At 66.9% G+C, this 15,366-nt stretch carries 16 protein-coding genes and 1 pseudogene; 7 read left to right on the top strand and 10 right to left on the bottom strand.

Annotated elements, in window-relative coordinates; all coding sequences use genetic code 11:
• Positions 1 to 35 precede the first annotated feature (35 nt).
• Positions 36 to 479 carry a CBS domain-containing protein gene (locus NM962_12480; GenBank protein UVO10849.1) on the top strand — a complete coding sequence of 148 codons (444 nt, stop codon included), beginning with the start codon at positions 36 to 38 and terminating at the stop codon, positions 477 to 479.
• 7 nt (positions 480 to 486) lie between these two features.
• Positions 487 to 1,776 carry an ArsB/NhaD family transporter gene (locus NM962_12475; GenBank protein UVO10848.1) on the top strand — a complete coding sequence of 430 codons (1,290 nt, stop codon included), beginning with the start codon at positions 487 to 489 and terminating at the stop codon, positions 1,774 to 1,776.
• A 115-nt stretch (positions 1,777 to 1,891) separates the two neighbouring features.
• On the opposite strand, the pseudogene NM962_12470 reads toward NM962_12475, so the two are convergent.
• The 3 genes and pseudogenes from NM962_12470 to NM962_12460 form a co-directional block, all read right to left on the bottom strand.
• Positions 1,892 to 2,074, bottom strand: a pseudogene (locus NM962_12470) (ABC transporter permease).
• Between the two features lie 15 nt (positions 2,075 to 2,089).
• Positions 2,090 to 3,265: a TRAM domain-containing protein gene (locus tag NM962_12465; protein UVO10847.1), complete on the bottom strand. Its 1,176-nt coding sequence runs from the start codon at positions 3,263 to 3,265 to the stop codon at positions 2,090 to 2,092.
• Entirely contained in the window at positions 3,262 to 5,259 is a 1,998-nt protein-coding gene (locus NM962_12460) for an APC family permease (protein ID UVO10846.1), read from the bottom strand. The genes NM962_12465 and NM962_12460 overlap by 4 nt, the downstream gene beginning before the upstream one ends.
• Positions 5,260 to 5,373: 114 nt before the next feature.
• On the opposite strand from NM962_12460, the gene NM962_12455 reads away from it, so the two are divergent.
• Positions 5,374 to 6,045 (top strand): TrkA family potassium uptake protein, encoded by a 672-nt coding sequence (locus tag NM962_12455; protein UVO10845.1) that lies wholly within the window; start codon positions 5,374 to 5,376, stop codon positions 6,043 to 6,045.
• Positions 6,046 to 6,106: 61 nt separating this feature from the next.
• Positions 6,107 to 6,769 (top strand): TrkA family potassium uptake protein, encoded by a 663-nt coding sequence (locus tag NM962_12450; protein ID UVO10844.1) that lies wholly within the window; start codon positions 6,107 to 6,109, stop codon positions 6,767 to 6,769.
• Here the strand turns inward: NM962_12450 and NM962_12445 are convergent.
• Together NM962_12445 and NM962_12440 are read right to left on the bottom strand one after the other, a co-directional pair.
• Positions 6,755 to 7,429 carry a DUF3159 domain-containing protein gene (locus NM962_12445; GenBank protein ID UVO10843.1) on the bottom strand — a complete coding sequence of 225 codons (675 nt, stop codon included), beginning with the start codon at positions 7,427 to 7,429 and terminating at the stop codon, positions 6,755 to 6,757. The two genes, NM962_12450 and NM962_12445, sit on opposite strands and share 15 nt — an antisense overlap.
• Before the next feature lie 28 nt (positions 7,430 to 7,457).
• The gene (locus NM962_12440) at positions 7,458 to 7,829 is read right to left on the bottom strand and encodes an OB-fold nucleic acid binding domain-containing protein (protein UVO10842.1); all 372 of its coding nucleotides are present in this window, start codon (positions 7,827 to 7,829) and stop codon (positions 7,458 to 7,460) included.
• A 111-nt stretch (positions 7,830 to 7,940) separates the two neighbouring features.
• On the opposite strand from NM962_12440, the gene NM962_12435 reads away from it, so the two are divergent.
• Positions 7,941 to 8,642: an alpha/beta hydrolase gene (locus tag NM962_12435; protein UVO10841.1), complete on the top strand. Its 702-nt coding sequence runs from the start codon at positions 7,941 to 7,943 to the stop codon at positions 8,640 to 8,642.
• 42 nt (positions 8,643 to 8,684) lie between these two features.
• Here the strand turns inward: NM962_12435 and NM962_12430 are convergent, their stop codons facing one another.
• Entirely contained in the window at positions 8,685 to 9,464 is a 780-nt protein-coding gene (locus tag NM962_12430) for a DUF3710 domain-containing protein (protein ID UVO10840.1), read from the bottom strand.
• Positions 9,465 to 9,503: 39 nt separating this feature from the next.
• Complete coding sequence (gene dut, locus NM962_12425) at positions 9,504 to 9,968, bottom strand: dUTP diphosphatase (protein UVO10839.1); 465 nt, start codon at positions 9,966 to 9,968, stop codon at positions 9,504 to 9,506.
• Positions 9,969 to 9,993: 25 nt separating this feature from the next.
• Between dut and NM962_12420 the strand changes: the two genes are divergently transcribed.
• Complete coding sequence (locus NM962_12420; GenBank protein UVO10838.1) at positions 9,994 to 10,479, top strand: DUF3093 domain-containing protein; 486 nt, start codon at positions 9,994 to 9,996, stop codon at positions 10,477 to 10,479.
• 247 nt (positions 10,480 to 10,726) lie between these two features.
• Here the strand turns inward: NM962_12420 and NM962_12415 are convergent, their stop codons facing one another.
• The gene (locus NM962_12415) at positions 10,727 to 11,779 is read right to left on the bottom strand and encodes a dihydrodipicolinate reductase (GenBank protein UVO10837.1); all 1,053 of its coding nucleotides are present in this window, start codon (positions 11,777 to 11,779) and stop codon (positions 10,727 to 10,729) included.
• A 75-nt stretch (positions 11,780 to 11,854) separates the two neighbouring features.
• Here NM962_12415 and NM962_12410 point away from each other — a divergent pair, with 75 nt between their 5' ends.
• Positions 11,855 to 13,072 (top strand): enhanced intracellular survival protein Eis, encoded by a 1,218-nt coding sequence (locus tag NM962_12410; GenBank protein ID UVO10836.1) that lies wholly within the window; start codon positions 11,855 to 11,857, stop codon positions 13,070 to 13,072.
• Between the two features lie 3 nt (positions 13,073 to 13,075).
• On the opposite strand, the gene NM962_12405 is transcribed toward NM962_12410, so the two are convergent.
• Both NM962_12405 and NM962_12400 read right to left on the bottom strand, forming a co-directional pair.
• Positions 13,076 to 14,185 (bottom strand): acyl-CoA dehydrogenase family protein, encoded by a 1,110-nt coding sequence (locus NM962_12405; GenBank protein UVO10835.1) that lies wholly within the window; start codon positions 14,183 to 14,185, stop codon positions 13,076 to 13,078.
• 14 nt (positions 14,186 to 14,199) lie between these two features.
• Positions 14,200 to 15,360 carry an acyl-CoA dehydrogenase family protein gene (locus NM962_12400; GenBank protein ID UVO10834.1) on the bottom strand — a complete coding sequence of 387 codons (1,161 nt, stop codon included), beginning with the start codon at positions 15,358 to 15,360 and terminating at the stop codon, positions 14,200 to 14,202.
• Between the last annotated feature and the right edge of the window lie 6 nt (positions 15,361 to 15,366).

Below are 15,366 nucleotides of genomic sequence, written 5' to 3'. Positions count from 1 at the left end.
CGCATGGCCGCGGGCACCCACCGTATCGTCGTCGTGTGCAGGCCGAACAGATCGCCGAAGAATTCCCGGTGGTGGCTATCGACTCCGACGCGCTGGCCGCCGCCAGGTTATTGGCGGAGCATCGGTTGCCCGGCATCGTCGTCACCGACGCGGCCGGCAAGCCGTACGCGGTGCTGCCGGCCTCCCAGGTGGTGCGCTTCATCGTGCCGGGCTACGTCCAGGACGACCCCTCGCTGGCGGGCGTACTGAGCGAGACCGTGGCGGACCGCTCGGCCGAGAAGCTTCGCGGCAAGACGGTGCGTGACGTGCTGCCCGAACACCTACGAGACGTGCCGGCCGCCGACGCCGACGCGACCGTGATCGAAGTGGCCGCCATGATGGCCCGACTGCACAGCCCCTTGATTGCCGTCGTCAAGGACGGTGAGCTGCACGGGGTCATCACCGCGTCGCGGTTGCTTGCCGCGGCGCTGAGAGTCTGACCCGCTGATGGCATTCATTGCGGTCGCGGTGTTTCTGACCGCGTACGCGTTCATCGCCGCCGACCGGGTCAACAAGACGGTGGTAGCGCTGGCCGGCGCGGCGGCAGTCGTCATCCTGCCGGTCATTTCGTCCGATGACATCTTCTATTCCCGTGCGACCGGTATCGACTGGGACGTCATCTTCCTGCTGCTGGGCATGATGATCATTGTCAGCGTGCTGCGCCAGACCGGCGTTTTCGAGTACATCGCCATCTGGGCAGCCAAGCGCGCCAAGGGTTCCCCGCTACGGATCATGATCCTGCTGGTGCTGGTGACCGCGGTGGCCTCAGCGTTGCTGGACAACGTCACCACTGTGCTGCTGATCGCCCCGGTCACGCTGCTGGTCTGTGACCGTCTCGACATCAGTGCCGCACCGTTTCTGATGGCCGAGGTGTTCGCATCCAACATCGGCGGCGCCGCAACCCTGGTCGGTGATCCACCCAACATCATCATCGCCAGCCGAGGAGGATTGACGTTCAATTCCTTCCTGCTGAACCTGGCGCCTATCGTCGCCATCGTCATCGCCGCGTTCATTGCCATGTTGCCCCGTCTATTTCCCGGGTCGTTCGCCGTCGACGCCGAGCGGGTCGCCGACGTGATGGCACTGGAGGAGGGTGAGGCAATCCGCGATCGCGGCCTGCTGATCAAGTGTGGACTGGTGCTCGTCGCGGTGTTCGCCGCATTCATCGGGCATTCGGCGCTACATCTCGAGCCATCGGTGGTCGCCCTGCTCGGTGCCGGGGTCTTGATCCTGACCTCCGGTCTGGAGCGCTCGGATTATCTGTCCGGGGTCGAGTGGGAAACGCTGTTGTTCTTCGCCGGACTGTTCGTGATGGTTGGCGCCCTGGTAGATACCGGCGTGATCGCCGCCCTCGCCAAAGCTGCCACCGCGGTTACCAGCGGCAATGCACTATTGACCACGATGGGCATCTTGGGGGTGTCCGCGCCGGTGTCCGGGATCATCGACAACATCCCCTACGTGGCAACCATGACGCCGATCGTGGCCGAGCTGAGCACCACCTTGCCCAACAACTCGCACCCCGACGCGCTGTGGTGGGCGCTGGCACTGGGTGCTGACTTCGGTGGCAACCTGACCGCCGTCGGAGCCAGCGCCAACGTGGTGATGCTCGGAATCGCCCGCCGGGCAGACAATCCCATCTCATTCTGGGAATTCACCCGCAAGGGCATTGTGGTCACCGCCGTCTCGGTCGCGCTGACGGCAGTGTATCTGTGGTTGCGCTACTTCGTATTTGGCTGACTCGCACTGCGCGCGCCCCGCCTCGCTCCACCGAGACCGACGTTTTGCAGAAAAAGTGCGAGAAGTCGGCTGTAGAACGTCGGTTTCGAGGTGGGTTTCCAGCGATACCTCGGGTGTTCTTGGGGATGAATCGGCGATCCAGCGGTATCGCGACTGCCAGGTTGTAGACAACCCTGCCGAGTAGATACGGCGACCACACACCGTGGTGGCCGGCCACCCAGCATGCCTTGACCGCCCAGTAAGGCGGCAACACCCCGAACGCCAGATTCCAGCCCGAGTCGATGAACCACGGCAGGCACGCTGGCGCGAGCAGTCAGCGGGTCAGCAGCGCGACGCACTCCACGTGGTGGGTCAGCGGGAACGCGTCGAACACCCGGATCTGCTCCACGGCATACCCCTGGGAACGGTACAAACCGATGTCTCGAGCGAAAGACGCTGCCTCGCAACCGATGTGCACAATGCGCGGTACGCCGGCGGCGGCCAGCGCCTCGATCACCTCCCGCCCGGCGCCAGCACGCGGCGGGTCCAGCACCGCGACGTCGGCGCGACAGGGCGCATCGCTCAACACCCTTCGCACCGAATCGGTGCGCACCGATACCTGCGGTAGGTCAGCCAGCGCAGCGCGCGCGGCGCCGGTCGCGGCCCGTGACGTGTCGGCACTGATCACCCGGCCCGACTCCCCCACCGTCTGGGCCAGCGCCGCGGCGAAAATCCCGGCCCCGCCGTAAAGATCCCAGGCGGTCATTCCGGTGTCGGCCTGCGCCCACTGGCCGACCAGCGCGCTGTAGAGCGCGGCCGCCCGGCGATGCGCCTGCCAGAACGACGTCACCGGAATCTGCCAACGCCGGCGGCCCACCCACTGGGTGGCGTGGTAGTCGCCCTCCATGACTTGGGGACGGTGACCGCGCCCGGTGCTCACCACATGCCGGACACCGTCGTCGTCGGCCACCACGTGCAGGTGATCGCCGGGCCGCCAGGACTGTTCGGCCAGTCCCTTGATCATTCCGGCCGGCAGCTGCCCGCATTGCAGGTCGGTGACCAGCTCATCACTGTGATACCGGTGGAATCCGGCCCGGCCGTCGGCACCGACGTCCAAGCGGACCCGGGTGCGCCAACCGGTCGGGCCGTCGTCACCGACCGGTTCGGCAGAACCCTCCCACTCGTGGCCGCCGAGCCTCGCCAGCTGATTGGACACCACCGCACCCTTGAGCTCGCGTGCCACGCCCGGATCGGCGAACGCCAGGTCGCAGCAGCCGGCGCCGTCGGCCCCGGCGATCGGGCACAGCGAGTCGATCCGGCCGGCCGCGGGTTCGAGCACCTCAACACATTCACCGTGCCAATACGAGCCCCGCTCGGCGGTGATCCGCACCCGCACCTGCTCACCGGGCAGCGCATAGCGCACGAAAACGACCCGACCGTCGTGGCGCGCCACACAGCTGCCGCCGTTCGCCGGTGCCCCGGTCGTCAAGACCAATTCCTGGTCGATCACTCTAAGAAGCCTCTCCGGGTGTCGCCGGGCGCGTGATGCGGCTCCAAGACTTTGCGCCGCTCCGAGGAGTTCAGCTGCCAGGGCACCGAGGTAACCATGACCTGCGGCATGAACAACAGCCGGGTCTTGAGTCGCAGCGCGCTTTGGTTGTGGAGCAGCTGCTCCCACCAGTGGCCCACCACGTATTCGGGGATGTAAACAGTCACCACGGTGCGCGGCGACTCCTTACTGATGCGTTTGACGTAATCGAGCACCGGTCGGGTGACCTCACGGTACGGCGATGCAATCACCTTGAGCGGGACGGTGATCTCGCTATCTTCCCATTCGCGCACCAGGGCGCGGGTTTCGGTGTCATCGACGTTGACCGTGATCGCCTCCAGCGCGTCCGGGCGCGTCGCCCTCGCGTAGGCCAGCGCGCGACGGGTCGGCAGATGCAGCTTGGACACCAGGACCAGGGCGTGGTTGCGGCTGGGCAGCACCGCCTGGTCGTCCAGCGCAGCCGACTGCTCGGCCAACTCCTGACTCACGGTGTCGTAGTGCCGGCGGATCATCTTCATCACAAGGAACAGCACCGACATCGCGACGATCGCAATCCAGGCGCCGGCCACAAACTTGGTGGCGATCACCACGATCAACACCACCCCGGTAGCCACGAATCCGATGGTGTTGACCACCCGGGAACGCATCATCTTGACCCGGGCCGCACGGTCGATTTCGTTACGCAGCAACCGATTCCAGTGCCGCACCATACCGATCTGACTGAGCGTGAAGGAGACGAACACTCCGACGATGTAGAGCTGGATCAGCGCGGTCACCTCTGCCCCGAACGCCACGATGAAGGCGATGGCCACCAGGGCGAGGAACACGATGCCGTTGGAGAACGCCAGCCGGTCGCCGCGGGTGTGCAGCTGGCGCGGCAGGTAGCGGTCCTGCGCCAGGATCGAACCCAGCACCGGGAAACCGTTGAACGCGGTGTTGGCGGCCAGCGCCAGGATTAGCGCCGTCACTCCGGCGATGATCCACAGGCCGGGCGGAAAGCCCCGGAACACCGTCTCGGCCAGCTGAGCCAGCAAGGTCTTCTGGTCGTAGTCCGCCGGCGCCCCGATGAGCTGTTCATGCGGGCGCGCAGCGATCTTCACCCCGGTCTGGCGGGCCAGCACGATGATGCCCATCATCAGTGTCACCGCGATCACACCCAGCATCAGCAGCGTGTTGGCCGCGTTGCGCGACTTCGGTTTGCGGAAGGCCGGCACACCGTTGCTGATCGCCTCCACCCCGGTCAGAGCGGCACATCCCGACGAGAACGATTTCGCCACCAGGAACACCAGGGCCACCCCGACCATCTCGCCCTGGGTGGAGTGGATTTTGAACTCGGCCGACTCGGCTTGCAATGGGTTGCCCATCACAAAGATCTGGAACAGCCCCCACCCCAGCATGGCGAAGACCCCGATCATGAACGCATATGTCGGAATGGCGAACGCGGTACCCGATTCTCGGATGCCCCGCAGATTCGCTGCCGCCACCACGATCACAGTCCCGACTGCGAACGCCACCTTGTGATCGGCGATGAACGGTATCGCCGAGCCGATGTTGGCGATCCCCGATGAGATCGAGACCGCAACCGTCAGAACGTAATCCACCATCAACGCGCTGGCCACGGTCAGGCCCGCGGTTGCACCCAGATTGGTGGTGACCACCTCGTAGTCGCCGCCGCCGGAAGGATAGGCGTGCACATTCTGGCGGTAAGAGGCCACCACGGTGATGAACACGAAGGCGACAGCCAGGCCTACCCACAGCGTCATCCGATAGGCCGCCAGACCCGCCACCGACAACACCAGAAAGACTTCTTCGGGTCCGTAGGCCACCGAGGACAGCGCATCGGACGCGAATACCGGCAGGGCGATGCGCTTGGGCAGCAGCGTGTGGCTTAGCCGATCGCTGCGAAAGGGCCGGCCTAGAACCAGGCGCCGCGCAGCGGTGGAAATCTTCGACACGAGAGCCAAGGGTAAGCCAGGCAGGCACTGGCGGTAGCGTTCACCGAATACAGGCACTACTGCAGTCGATAACCAGCCGAAAGTCGGCCCAGAGGACCTGAAAGGACACAGCACGTGCGGGTAGTTGTGATGGGTTGCGGCCGGGTGGGAGCCTCGCTCGCCGACGGACTGTCCCGGATCGGCCACGAGGTCGCCATCATCGACCGAGACAGCACCGCGTTCAACCGGCTCAGCCCGGAGTTCAACGGCGAACGAGTGCTCGGTATGGGCTTCGACCGCGATGTACTGCTGCGGGCGGGCATCGAGGAAGCGGCCGCGTTCGCCGCGGTGTCCTCCGGCGATAACTCCAACATCATCGCGGCGCGGCTGGCCCGGGAGACGTTCGGCGTCTCGCGAGTGGTCGCCCGTATCTATGACGCCAAGCGGGCCGCGGTCTACGAGCGCCTGGGCATCCCGACCATCGCTACCGTGCCGTGGACCACCGATCGGCTACTCGACGCGCTGACCCGGGAAAGCGAGACCACCAAGTGGCGTGACCCCACCGGCACCGTCGCCGTCGCCGAGATCGTCCTGCACGAGGACTGGATCGGTCGCCCCGTCACCGACCTGGAGGCCGCCACCAACGCCCGGGTGGCCTTCTTGATCCGATTCGGGACCGGCATCCTGCCCGAGCCCAAGACGGTGATTCAGGCCAGCGACCAGGTGTACATCGTCGCGGTGTCCGGCCGGGTCGCCGAAGCGATCGCGATCGCCGCGTTGCCGCCGAGCGAAGACCTGGACAAATGAAGACCGCCGTCGACGAAGACGCTGGCGGAGCCCGCGGAGCCAGGGTTGAGGAGCGGCGCCCATGAAGGTAGCGGTAGCCGGCGCCGGCGCGGTCGGACGTTCGATTGCGCGCGAGCTGCTCGACAGCGATCATCAGGTGACATTGATCGAGCGCAACCCCGATCATGTCGACACCGAGGACATCGCCGACGCGCAGTGGCATCTCGGCGACGCCTGCGAGCTGAGTCTGCTGGAGTCGGTGCACCTGGAGTCCTTCGATGTGGTGATCGCCGCGACCGGCGACGACAAAGCCAACGTGGTGCTGTCGTTGCTCGCCAAGACCGAATTCGCGGTACCGCGGGTGGTGGCCCGGGTCAACGATCCCCGGAACGAGTGGCTGTTCACCGACGCCTGGGGCGTGGACGTCGCAGTGTCCACGCCGCGCATGCTGGCCTCGCTGGTCGAGGAGGCCGTCGCGGTCGGAGACCTGGTGCGGCTCATGGAGTTCCGCAAGGGGCAAGCCAACCTGCTGGAGATCACGCTGCCCGACGACACCCCGTGGGGCGGCAAGCCGGTGCGCAAGCTGACACTGCCCCGTGACGCCGCGCTGGTGACGATCCTGCGCGGGACACGGGTGATCGTGCCGCAGGACGACGAACCCCTCGAGGGCGGCGACGAGCTGCTGTTCGTCGCATCCAGCGGCATCGAGACCGAACTGCGCGCGCTGCTGCTACCGGCCCACTGAGCGCGGTTCGGGCTCGGTCTCGCCCGCGGTGGGCCGCTCATCCAACGCGCGCTGCACGTATTTGACCGCCAGGTAGGTGACCACCGCTGCCACCGCGGTCAGCGGCCAACCCATGGCGATGCGCGTCACGCCCAGCCAGCCGGTCTGATCGGCGTTGTACAGCATCCGCTGGACCACGAAGCGGGAGCCGAACACCAGCGCCCAGGTCAGCGTCGCGAGATCGTAGGCGTAGACGGTCGACCGCAGCTCACGCCAGGTCTGGGGCTGGCCGCTGGCCCATGACCAGATGTAGCCGACCACCGGACGGCGGATCACCATCGATGCGGCGAACACCACCGCCCACACCAGCGACGTCCAGATTCCGAGCAGGAAATAACCCTTGGAGTCACCCATCAGATAGGCGATCAGGGCGCAGACGGCAACCCCGAAGAAGCCGGAGATGGCCGGTTGACTGGACTGCTTGCGGATCAGGCGCCACACCAGCACCGCCGCAGCCACGCCCAACGCCGATAAGACCGCGACGCGCAGTCCGAAGAGATTGGAAGCCGGCACGAACACCACAATCGGCAACGAGGAGTAGATCACCCCGGCCAACCCGCCGATCTGCTCCAGGAGCCGCTGCGGCCCCTGGGCGCCCTCGGCGCTGTATTCCTCGCTCATCGCTGCACCGACCCGAAGGGAGGCGCGATCACTGCTGGATTTCGTAGTGGGGGTTGTAGATGGCCTTGCAACCGCTTTCGAGTTTGCCCAGCCGGCCGTGCACGCGCAGGGTGCGGCCGGAGTCGATGCCGGGGATGCGTCGCTGCCCCAGCCATACCAGCGTCACCGTGTCGGTGCCATCGAACAGCTCGGCGCGGACGCCGCCCACGCAGCCCTTGGCGTTGGCCTCGACGCTGCGCAGTACCCCGACCATGGTGACCTCTTGGCCGCGTTGGCAGTCGATCGCGCGCTGCGCGCCGGTGTTGAGCGCCTCATCGGACAACTCTTCGACGTCACGCAGCTCGGGATCTTCCGTCAATCGCCGAGTCAGCCGGCGCAGGTACCCTTTCGGAGCAGCCATTGCCCTCTCCCTCAATCGTATGCGCACGCTACGGTAGACCTGTTGAATACCTAATGCCACATGCCCTGCCCGCGGGGTGGCTGACAACACCCAACACGATCACGAGGTGGCATGTTTCTGCGCGGCGTGACGGCCGTCCTGCTGCCGGGGACCGGCTCCGACGACGACTACATCCGCCGGGCGTTCTGCGCTCCGTTGCAGCAGGTCGGTGCCGAATTGGTCACTCATCGCCCGCAGCCCGGCTGTCTCATCGAGGGCTATCTGGAGGCGCTCGATGCAGCGGCCACCCGGTCCGGCCCAATCCTCTCCGGCGGGGTCTCAATCGGCGCGGCGGTGGCCACCGCGTGGGCACTGCGCCATCCCGAGCGAGTGCTCGGGGTGCTGGCCGCGCTGCCCGCCTGGACTGGCTCCCCCGATGACGCCCCGGCGGCCCATGCCGCGCGCTACAGCGCCGGGCAGTTGCGCAACGACGGCCTGGCGGCAGTGGTGGCTCAGATGCGGGCATCGAGCCCGGCCTGGCTCGGCGACGAGTTGACCCGCTCGTGGACCGCGCAGTGGCCGCAGCTGCCCGACGCTCTGGAAGAGGCTGCGGCCTATGTCGCGCCAACGCATGCCGACCTGGCGACTCTGACCGTGCCCATGGGCGTGACCGCGGCGGTCGATGACGCGGTTCATCCTTTGCAGACGGCCACCGAATGGGCCGCCACCGCCCCGCGCGCGGCGCTGTGCACCGTCACGCTGGACCAGATCGGCGCCGACCCGACCGCCTTGGGCACCGCCTGCGTGACCGCGTTGACGATCGCTGCGGGCTAACTGGCGCTGCTCAAGCGGCGGTCCAGCCTCACCTCTCCTGCGTCAACCGCCGGTGATAGTGCGCAACTGCTGCATCGCGGATCCCTCCACGCTGCGGCGAGCCGCCGGCGCGGGCGGTACATCGCCGCCTCCGCCGAACGCGGCGGCCTGCTCAGCAGCGGCCTGCTGCGCCGCGGCCTGCTGCGCCGCGGCAGCGCGCAACTGCTCGGCCATCGGCTCGGGCAGCCGCACCGGCAACGGGGTGCGCACCGGCAGCGGAGTGTCTCCGCGCCGGACGACCGTGTCCGCCAGCGCCTCTCGCGCCTGCTGGGCGAGCACGTCCATGGTCTCGGGTCGGCCATTGATCACGCAGCGCACCATCCAGCGGTAGCCGTCGACACCGATGAACCGCACTGCGCCGGTCGCCGAACCGAGCACCTCCCGGCCCCACGGCCCATCGACGATGCTGACCATCGCGTTGTCCCTGCGCAGCGCCTCGGCCAGCTCACCGGCCACCTCACGCCACAGACCCGGCGACTTGGGCGCCGCATAGGCGGCGATGTTGAACCGGCCGTTGGGCGTCACCAGCCACACCGCACTGGGGACACCCGCCTCGCTCAGTTCGACCTGGACCTGAGCACCCGCGGGCATCGGCACCAGCACCGAACCCAGGTCGAGTCGGGCCGTCGTCGCCGCTGCGGGGTCGTCGAAATCTTCGATGTCGAAGGGGCCCTCCAGCTCCTCCGAATCGGATACGAACTCATCCGCTGCTCCGGAGGCTTCCGGCCCGGCGCTGGTCGGCTCGTCCGCCTCGCCCTTGCCTTTACCCCTACCGAATGCCATCACAGCCGCCCATCTTCATCGCTTCTTCGTCGCAAGCCATCACAGGCTCGCGTGCCCACCGGAGGACCCGTGTCCACCGGAACCACGGGTCGTCGGTTCCAGCCCGGCCTCGTCGAACGAGGTCACCTCGATCAGCTCCGGAAGCTCGACCCGCTGCACCAGCAGCTGGGCTATCCGGTCGCCGCGGTGGATCTCGATCGGCGTCGCCGGGTCCAGATTGATCAACGAGACCTTTATCTCACCACGATAGCCCGCGTCGACGGTGCCGGGACTGTTGACGATCGAAAGACCCACCCGCGCAGCCAAACCCGAGCGGGGGTGAATGAGACCTACCATGCCGAAGGGAATTGCCACCGCGATTCCGGTGGGTACCAGGGCACGTTGACCGGGACCCAACTCGACATCGATCGCGCTGTAGAGGTCGACGCCAGCATCACCGGCGTGAGCACGGCTCGGCAGTGGAAGATCCGGATCCAGGCGAACAACCGCAAGACTGGGTGACACGAGGCGCAAGACTACTCTTAGCCGGATGTCGGGATCGCGCCTGAACCATCGGGCATCGCAAACAGTGCGCTACAGCGAACAGCTGTGGGTGCCGTGGTGGTGGTGGCCACTGGGGTTCTTGGGCAACGGCCTGATGGCCTACGAAGTCCGCTTGGGCCTGCGCACTCTGCCCGGCTGGCTGCCGTTCGCAGTGTTCTTCGCGATCACCGTCGGCGCCCTGTTGTGGCTGGGACGCATCAAGGTACAAGTCATCGACAGCGGCGGGGAAACCCAGCTGTGGGCCGGTGACGCGCACCTGCCCGCAACGGCGATCGCACGCTGCGCCGAGGTCCCGCGGTCGGCCAAGTCTGCAGCGCTGGGCCGTCAACTCGATCCGGCGGCATACGTCGTCCATCGCGGCTGGGTGGGACCCATGATCTTGGTCGTCCTGGATGACCCCGACGACCCGACGCCGTACTGGCTGGTCAGCTGCCGCAACCCGCAGCGGATGCTAACGGCGTTAGAGGGCTAGCGACGATCGCCAGCGCGACGGAGTCGGGCGCAGCGGGTCGTCGCCATCGGGCTAGCGACGATCGCCAGCGCGACGGAGTCGGGCGCAGCGGGTCGTCGCCATCGACCAGAGGTTGCATACATCAGCGTGGGCGCCAGGCACCCGTCCCTCATCCAGCAGCACCAACCGACCGCGACAACGCAACGCCCCCACCCAGGGTCGACGACCCACTACGGCCGCACACCCTCTTGACTCGACCTACAGCCAGCTAACCGCCGGTGCGGCCCGTGATCGGCGGCAGCTCGGCCAGCGTGACGATTCCCGGTTCGGCCGCGACCACCGCCGGCACCGCGTTGGTCACCGGCATCGCCGTGTAAATGGAGCCCAGACCGTTGAAGTTCGGCTCACTCCAGTCCGTCGGCGGCAGGCAGTTGATGACGGTGCGCATGTTGGGCAGCCCGAACACCTGGATCACATGGCCGTGTGCCACCGGCTTGGGTGGGGTGACCTGGTCGCCCATGATCCAGTTGAACCCAACACTGACCACGTTGCGCGTCCCCACCCAGCCACGGTGATAGCCGAACACACTGCCCACCGTGCCGGCCGGGATCTTCATGAAACCCAGGTCGCTATCGCCGGTCGCGGCAGTGAACTGCACGTCGAAGGTGATGCGGTCCAGCTGGGCGCCGATCGCATCGGCCATCATCGCCGCGGACTCGGCAAAGACCTCGCTTTCCCGGCGGACGCTTTCAGCCAACCCGGGGGTATCGGGGTCTTGGGCGAAGCCCATCGCCGCCATGGTGGCCGCCGACTCATACGTCGAGCAGTCCACTGACTCGGTGATGCGAATCTCGTCGACACGCTCGCACGCCCCGGACAGCACCATGCCGACCATGTTGGTCAGCCCGGGGTGCGCGCCGCTGCCGAACATGGTGGAGTTCCCGGCCCGGCAGGCGTCCTCGATGCGCTTGCGGTCTTGCGCGCTCTGCTTGCCACCGGTGATCCAGGCCGCGGTCGAGCACACGTTCACCCCGGCCTCGAGCAGCGCGACCAACTCATCGATGCTGGGCCACAGCGGGTTGTAACAGCACGCGTCCGGCTTCAGCGCGATCAGGGCGTCGATGTCATTGGTGGCAGTGACCCCCGTCGCCTCCGGCCAGCCGGCCAGCTCCGCGGCATCCACCCCGACCTTGTCCTTGCCATGGGCGTAGACACCGACCAGCTCCATATCGGGACGGCCGATGATGGCGTGCAGCGAACGTTGCCCGATGTTGCCGGTGGTCCATTGGATTACGCGAAGCGGGCGGTCGGAAGTGGGCATCATGCTCCTCGGTGACGGGTGTACCCAACATTATTGGGGTGCGGTCCAAGAGCGTTTGTGGCAGCCTCGGACGGCGTGACCGGCACCGTATCCCAAACCCTGACCCTGCGTACTGCTACCGATGACGATTGGTCGGCGATGGCCGTGCTGGCCGCCGTGGGCTTCGGTGAGGACTGGGACGCCGAGTCGATGCTCGCCTGGCGAACCCTGACCACCCCCGACAGCTCCATCGTGGTTTGCGACGGCGATGAGGTGGTCGGCATGTCGGGCTACCTGGATCTGGAGTTGACGGTGCCCGGTGGGGCAGTGTTGCCGGCGGCCGGGATCAGCTTCGTTGTCGTGGCCCCGACCCATCGCCGCCGTGGCGTGCTCCGGATGATGTACACCGAATTGCACCGTCGCATTGCCGATTCGGGCTATTCGATCGCGGCTTTGACCGCCAGCGAGGGCGGCATCTACGGGCGGTTCGGCTACGGCCCGGCGACGGTGGACCACGAGCTGACCATCGACCGACGGTTCGCCCAGTTGCACGCCGACGCGCCCGACCCCGGTGGGGTGCGGCTGGTCAAAGCGGGTGGCTGCCGTGACGAGTTCGCCGCGGTCTACGAGCGGTGGCGCCAGTGTGTCCCGGGCGGTTTGGCGCGTCCGCTGGCGCTCTGGGATGACCTGCTCGCCGACCGGGAGAACACTCGTGAAGGCGGTACCGAATGGTTCGGGCTGCTGCATCCCGACGGTTATGTGCTCTACCGGGTGCATGGTGAGCATCCAAGGTCGGTGCGGGTCGGTGAGTTCCGCGCCGTCACCCCGGCCGCGCATGCCGCATTGTGGCGAGCGTTGCTCGGGCTGGACCTGATGAGCAAGATCGTCATCGAGACCTACCCAGACGACCCGATGCCGTATCTACTGACCGATACCCGGCTGGCCACCACCACCGGGCGCTCGGACGCGCTGTGGCTACGGATCATGGACATTCCCGCGGTGCTGAAGGCTCGCCGCTACTCTTCGGCCGTGCCTGAGCTATCCGTGGTGTTGGCGGTGCACGACGGATTCCGCGGCGATGGTGGACGATTCGCCTTGACCATCAGTGCGGGAGTGGCCGATTGCGTCCCGACCGAGGCCGAAGCCGAGGTGGAGCTGGACCTCGACGTTCTGGGCAGCCTGTATCTGGGGACGCACCGGGCGTCGGCGCTAGCCGCAGCGGGCAGGCTGCGCTGTTGCGACGACGCCCTGGTGCGCCGACTGGATGCGGCGTTCGTCAGCGACGCCGGCGCCCAGATCGGCTACCACTTCTGAGGGCTACAGCTTGGCCAGGTCGTAGCCGCCCAGGTTGTCCATCAGCACGTGCAGTTGATCCTGCGACGATCCCAGGGTGTGATCGATTGCGGTGAGTCGGGCCGCAAGATGGCCGACCGGGTACTCCCAGGTCACCCCGATCCCGCCGTGCAACTGGATGGCCTCCTGAGCGATGTGGCGCCCAGAGCGGCCGACCTGCAGCTTGGCGCGCGCCGCGATCACCGGGTCGTAGTTGCCGTCGGCGAGCGACATCGCCGCGTACATGCTCATGCTGCGGGCCAACTCCAGCGACACGTACATGTCGGCGGCGCGCTGGGTCAGGGTCTGGAAGGTGTTCAGCGTGACCCCGAACTGCTTGCGCGTCTTGAGGTAGTCGGTGGTCAGCCGCAGAGCCTCTTCCATCGCGCCGACCGCCTCGGCGCACAGTGCCGAGGAGATGCGGATGACGGCCCGCTCGATGGCGGCCGAGGCGTCGGTCGGCTCACCCAGCGCGGTGGCCGGGGCTCCGGCGAAATCGACCTGGGCCCCGCGTTGGCCGTCGAAGGTCCGGTAGGGCGCACGGGTCACGCCGTCGGCGCTTGCCTCGACCAGGAACAGCCCGGTCCCGCCGTCGGGCAACGCAGCGCTGACGACGAGTGTGTCGGCGCGATCCCCGGTCAGCACCGGGTTCTTACGTCCGCTCACCCGCCACGAATCGCCTTGCGGCACAGCCGTGGTGGCCACCTTGCCTGCGGTTCCCCGCATGCCCGGCTCGGTGTGGGCGAACGCCAGGATCTGCTCGCCCTCGGCGACAGCGTCGAGCAGCGCGCGCTGCTCGACGGTGCCGCGCTCGGCGATCAGTGCGCCCGGCCCGAGTGCTCCGTGTACGACGGGCTCCGGCGCCACCCGCCGGCCGACCTCGGTGAGCACCACCATGATCTCCAGCGGGCCCGATTCCTGCGGGTCGAAACCCAGACCGAGAATCCCGATGTCCGCCAGTTGCTTCCACACCTCGGGGTTGAAGCCGGGGTCGGTCTCGATGACCTTGTTGCGGGTTTCGGTGTCATAGCCCGACAACATCGAACGGGTGGTGTCGCGCAGCAGAACCTGCTCGTCGCTGAGTTGGAAGTCCATAGCTGTCATACCTCCTAAAGGCCGAGAATGGTCGACGCGATGATGGTGCGCTGTACCTCGTTGCTGCCGCCGTAGATCGAGGTCTTGCGATAGTTCAGATACGTCGGTGCCGCGTCCTGCGCCCAGGAGGGCGTTGCGATGCCGTCGCCTGCTTCGAAGGGCAGGACATCGGGACCGGCCAGCTCCACGAACAGCTCGGTGGCAGCCTGCTGCAGCTGGCTGCCCTGCAGCTTGAGTACCGACGACGCCGGGTTCGGCTTGCCGTCGGCGGAGTCGCTCGATACCCGCATCTGGGTGAGCTCGAGCGCCAGCAGATCGTTCTCGAGTTCGGCGACCCGGGCGGCGAACAATGGATCGTCGAGGGCCCCCAGCGCCTTGGCGCGCTGCTTGAGTTCGGCGACGCGCACCTTGGTACGGGTCACCCCGGCGATGCCGGTGCGTTCGTTGCCCAGCAGGAACTTCGCGTAGGTCCAGCCGTTGTTCTCCTCACCGACCAGCTGATCGGCGGGCACCCGCACGTCGGAGAAGAACACCTCGTTGACCTCGTAGCCGCCATCGATCAGCTTGATCGGCCGCATGGTGACACCCGGTGTGTCGACCCGGAACAGCAGGAAGGAGATACCGGCCTGCTTCTTGGGGGCCTGCGGGTCGGTGCGCACCAGGCAGAAGATCCAGTCCGCGTACTGGCCGAGCGTGGTCCAGGTCTTCTGCCCGTTGACGATGTAGCTGTCACCGTCGCGCACCGCCGTGGTGCGCAGGCTTGCCAGGTCGGAGCCGGCTTCTGGCTCGGAGAAACCCTGGCACCACCAGATGTCCAGGTTGGCGGTGGCGGGCAGGAAGCGCTCCTTGATCGCCTGGGAACCGAACTCCGCGATCACCGGGCCGACCATCTTGGCGTTGAAGGTCAGCGGTTCGGGGACCGAGGCCAGCTGCATCTCGTCGTGCCAGATCTGGTGCTGGGTCAGCGTCCAGTCCTTGCCGCCCCACTCGACCGGCCAGTTCGGTACCGCCAGGCCGTTGGCGTTCAGGATGCGCTGGGTGGTGACGATGTCGTCGGGAAAGTTCGAATGACCCAACCTGCTGCGTTCGCGAATGTCAGCCGGGATCTCGGTGGTGAAGAAGGTCCGCATTTCGTCGCGGAACGCCGCCTCCTCCGCGCTCAGTGCCAGTCTCACGTCGAC

The organism is Mycobacterium sp. SVM_VP21 (assembly GCA_024758765.1).
GTDB lineage: Bacteria > Actinomycetota > Actinomycetes > Mycobacteriales > Mycobacteriaceae > Mycobacterium > Mycobacterium heraklionense_C.
This window is presented reverse-complemented; position numbering and strand designations above follow the sequence as displayed.

Coding starts and splice junctions, on each gene's coding strand:
- NM962_12445 (UVO10843.1), bottom strand. CDS start 7,429: ATGAGCGAGGAATACAGCGCCGAGGGCGCCCAGGGGCCGCAGCGGCTC.
- NM962_12435 (UVO10841.1), top strand. CDS start 7,941: ATGTTTCTGCGCGGCGTGACGGCCGTCCTGCTGCCGGGGACCGGCTCC.
- NM962_12430 (UVO10840.1), bottom strand. CDS start 9,464: ATGGCATTCGGTAGGGGTAAAGGCAAGGGCGAGGCGGACGAGCCGACC.
- NM962_12450 (UVO10844.1), top strand. CDS start 6,107: ATGAAGGTAGCGGTAGCCGGCGCCGGCGCGGTCGGACGTTCGATTGCG.
- NM962_12405 (UVO10835.1), bottom strand. CDS start 14,185: ATGGACTTCCAACTCAGCGACGAGCAGGTTCTGCTGCGCGACACCACC.
- NM962_12440 (UVO10842.1), bottom strand. CDS start 7,829: ATGGCTGCTCCGAAAGGGTACCTGCGCCGGCTGACTCGGCGATTGACG.
- NM962_12415 (UVO10837.1), bottom strand. CDS start 11,779: ATGCCCACTTCCGACCGCCCGCTTCGCGTAATCCAATGGACCACCGGC.
- NM962_12420 (UVO10838.1), top strand. CDS start 9,994: ATGTCGGGATCGCGCCTGAACCATCGGGCATCGCAAACAGTGCGCTAC.
- NM962_12475 (UVO10848.1), top strand. CDS start 487: ATGGCATTCATTGCGGTCGCGGTGTTTCTGACCGCGTACGCGTTCATC.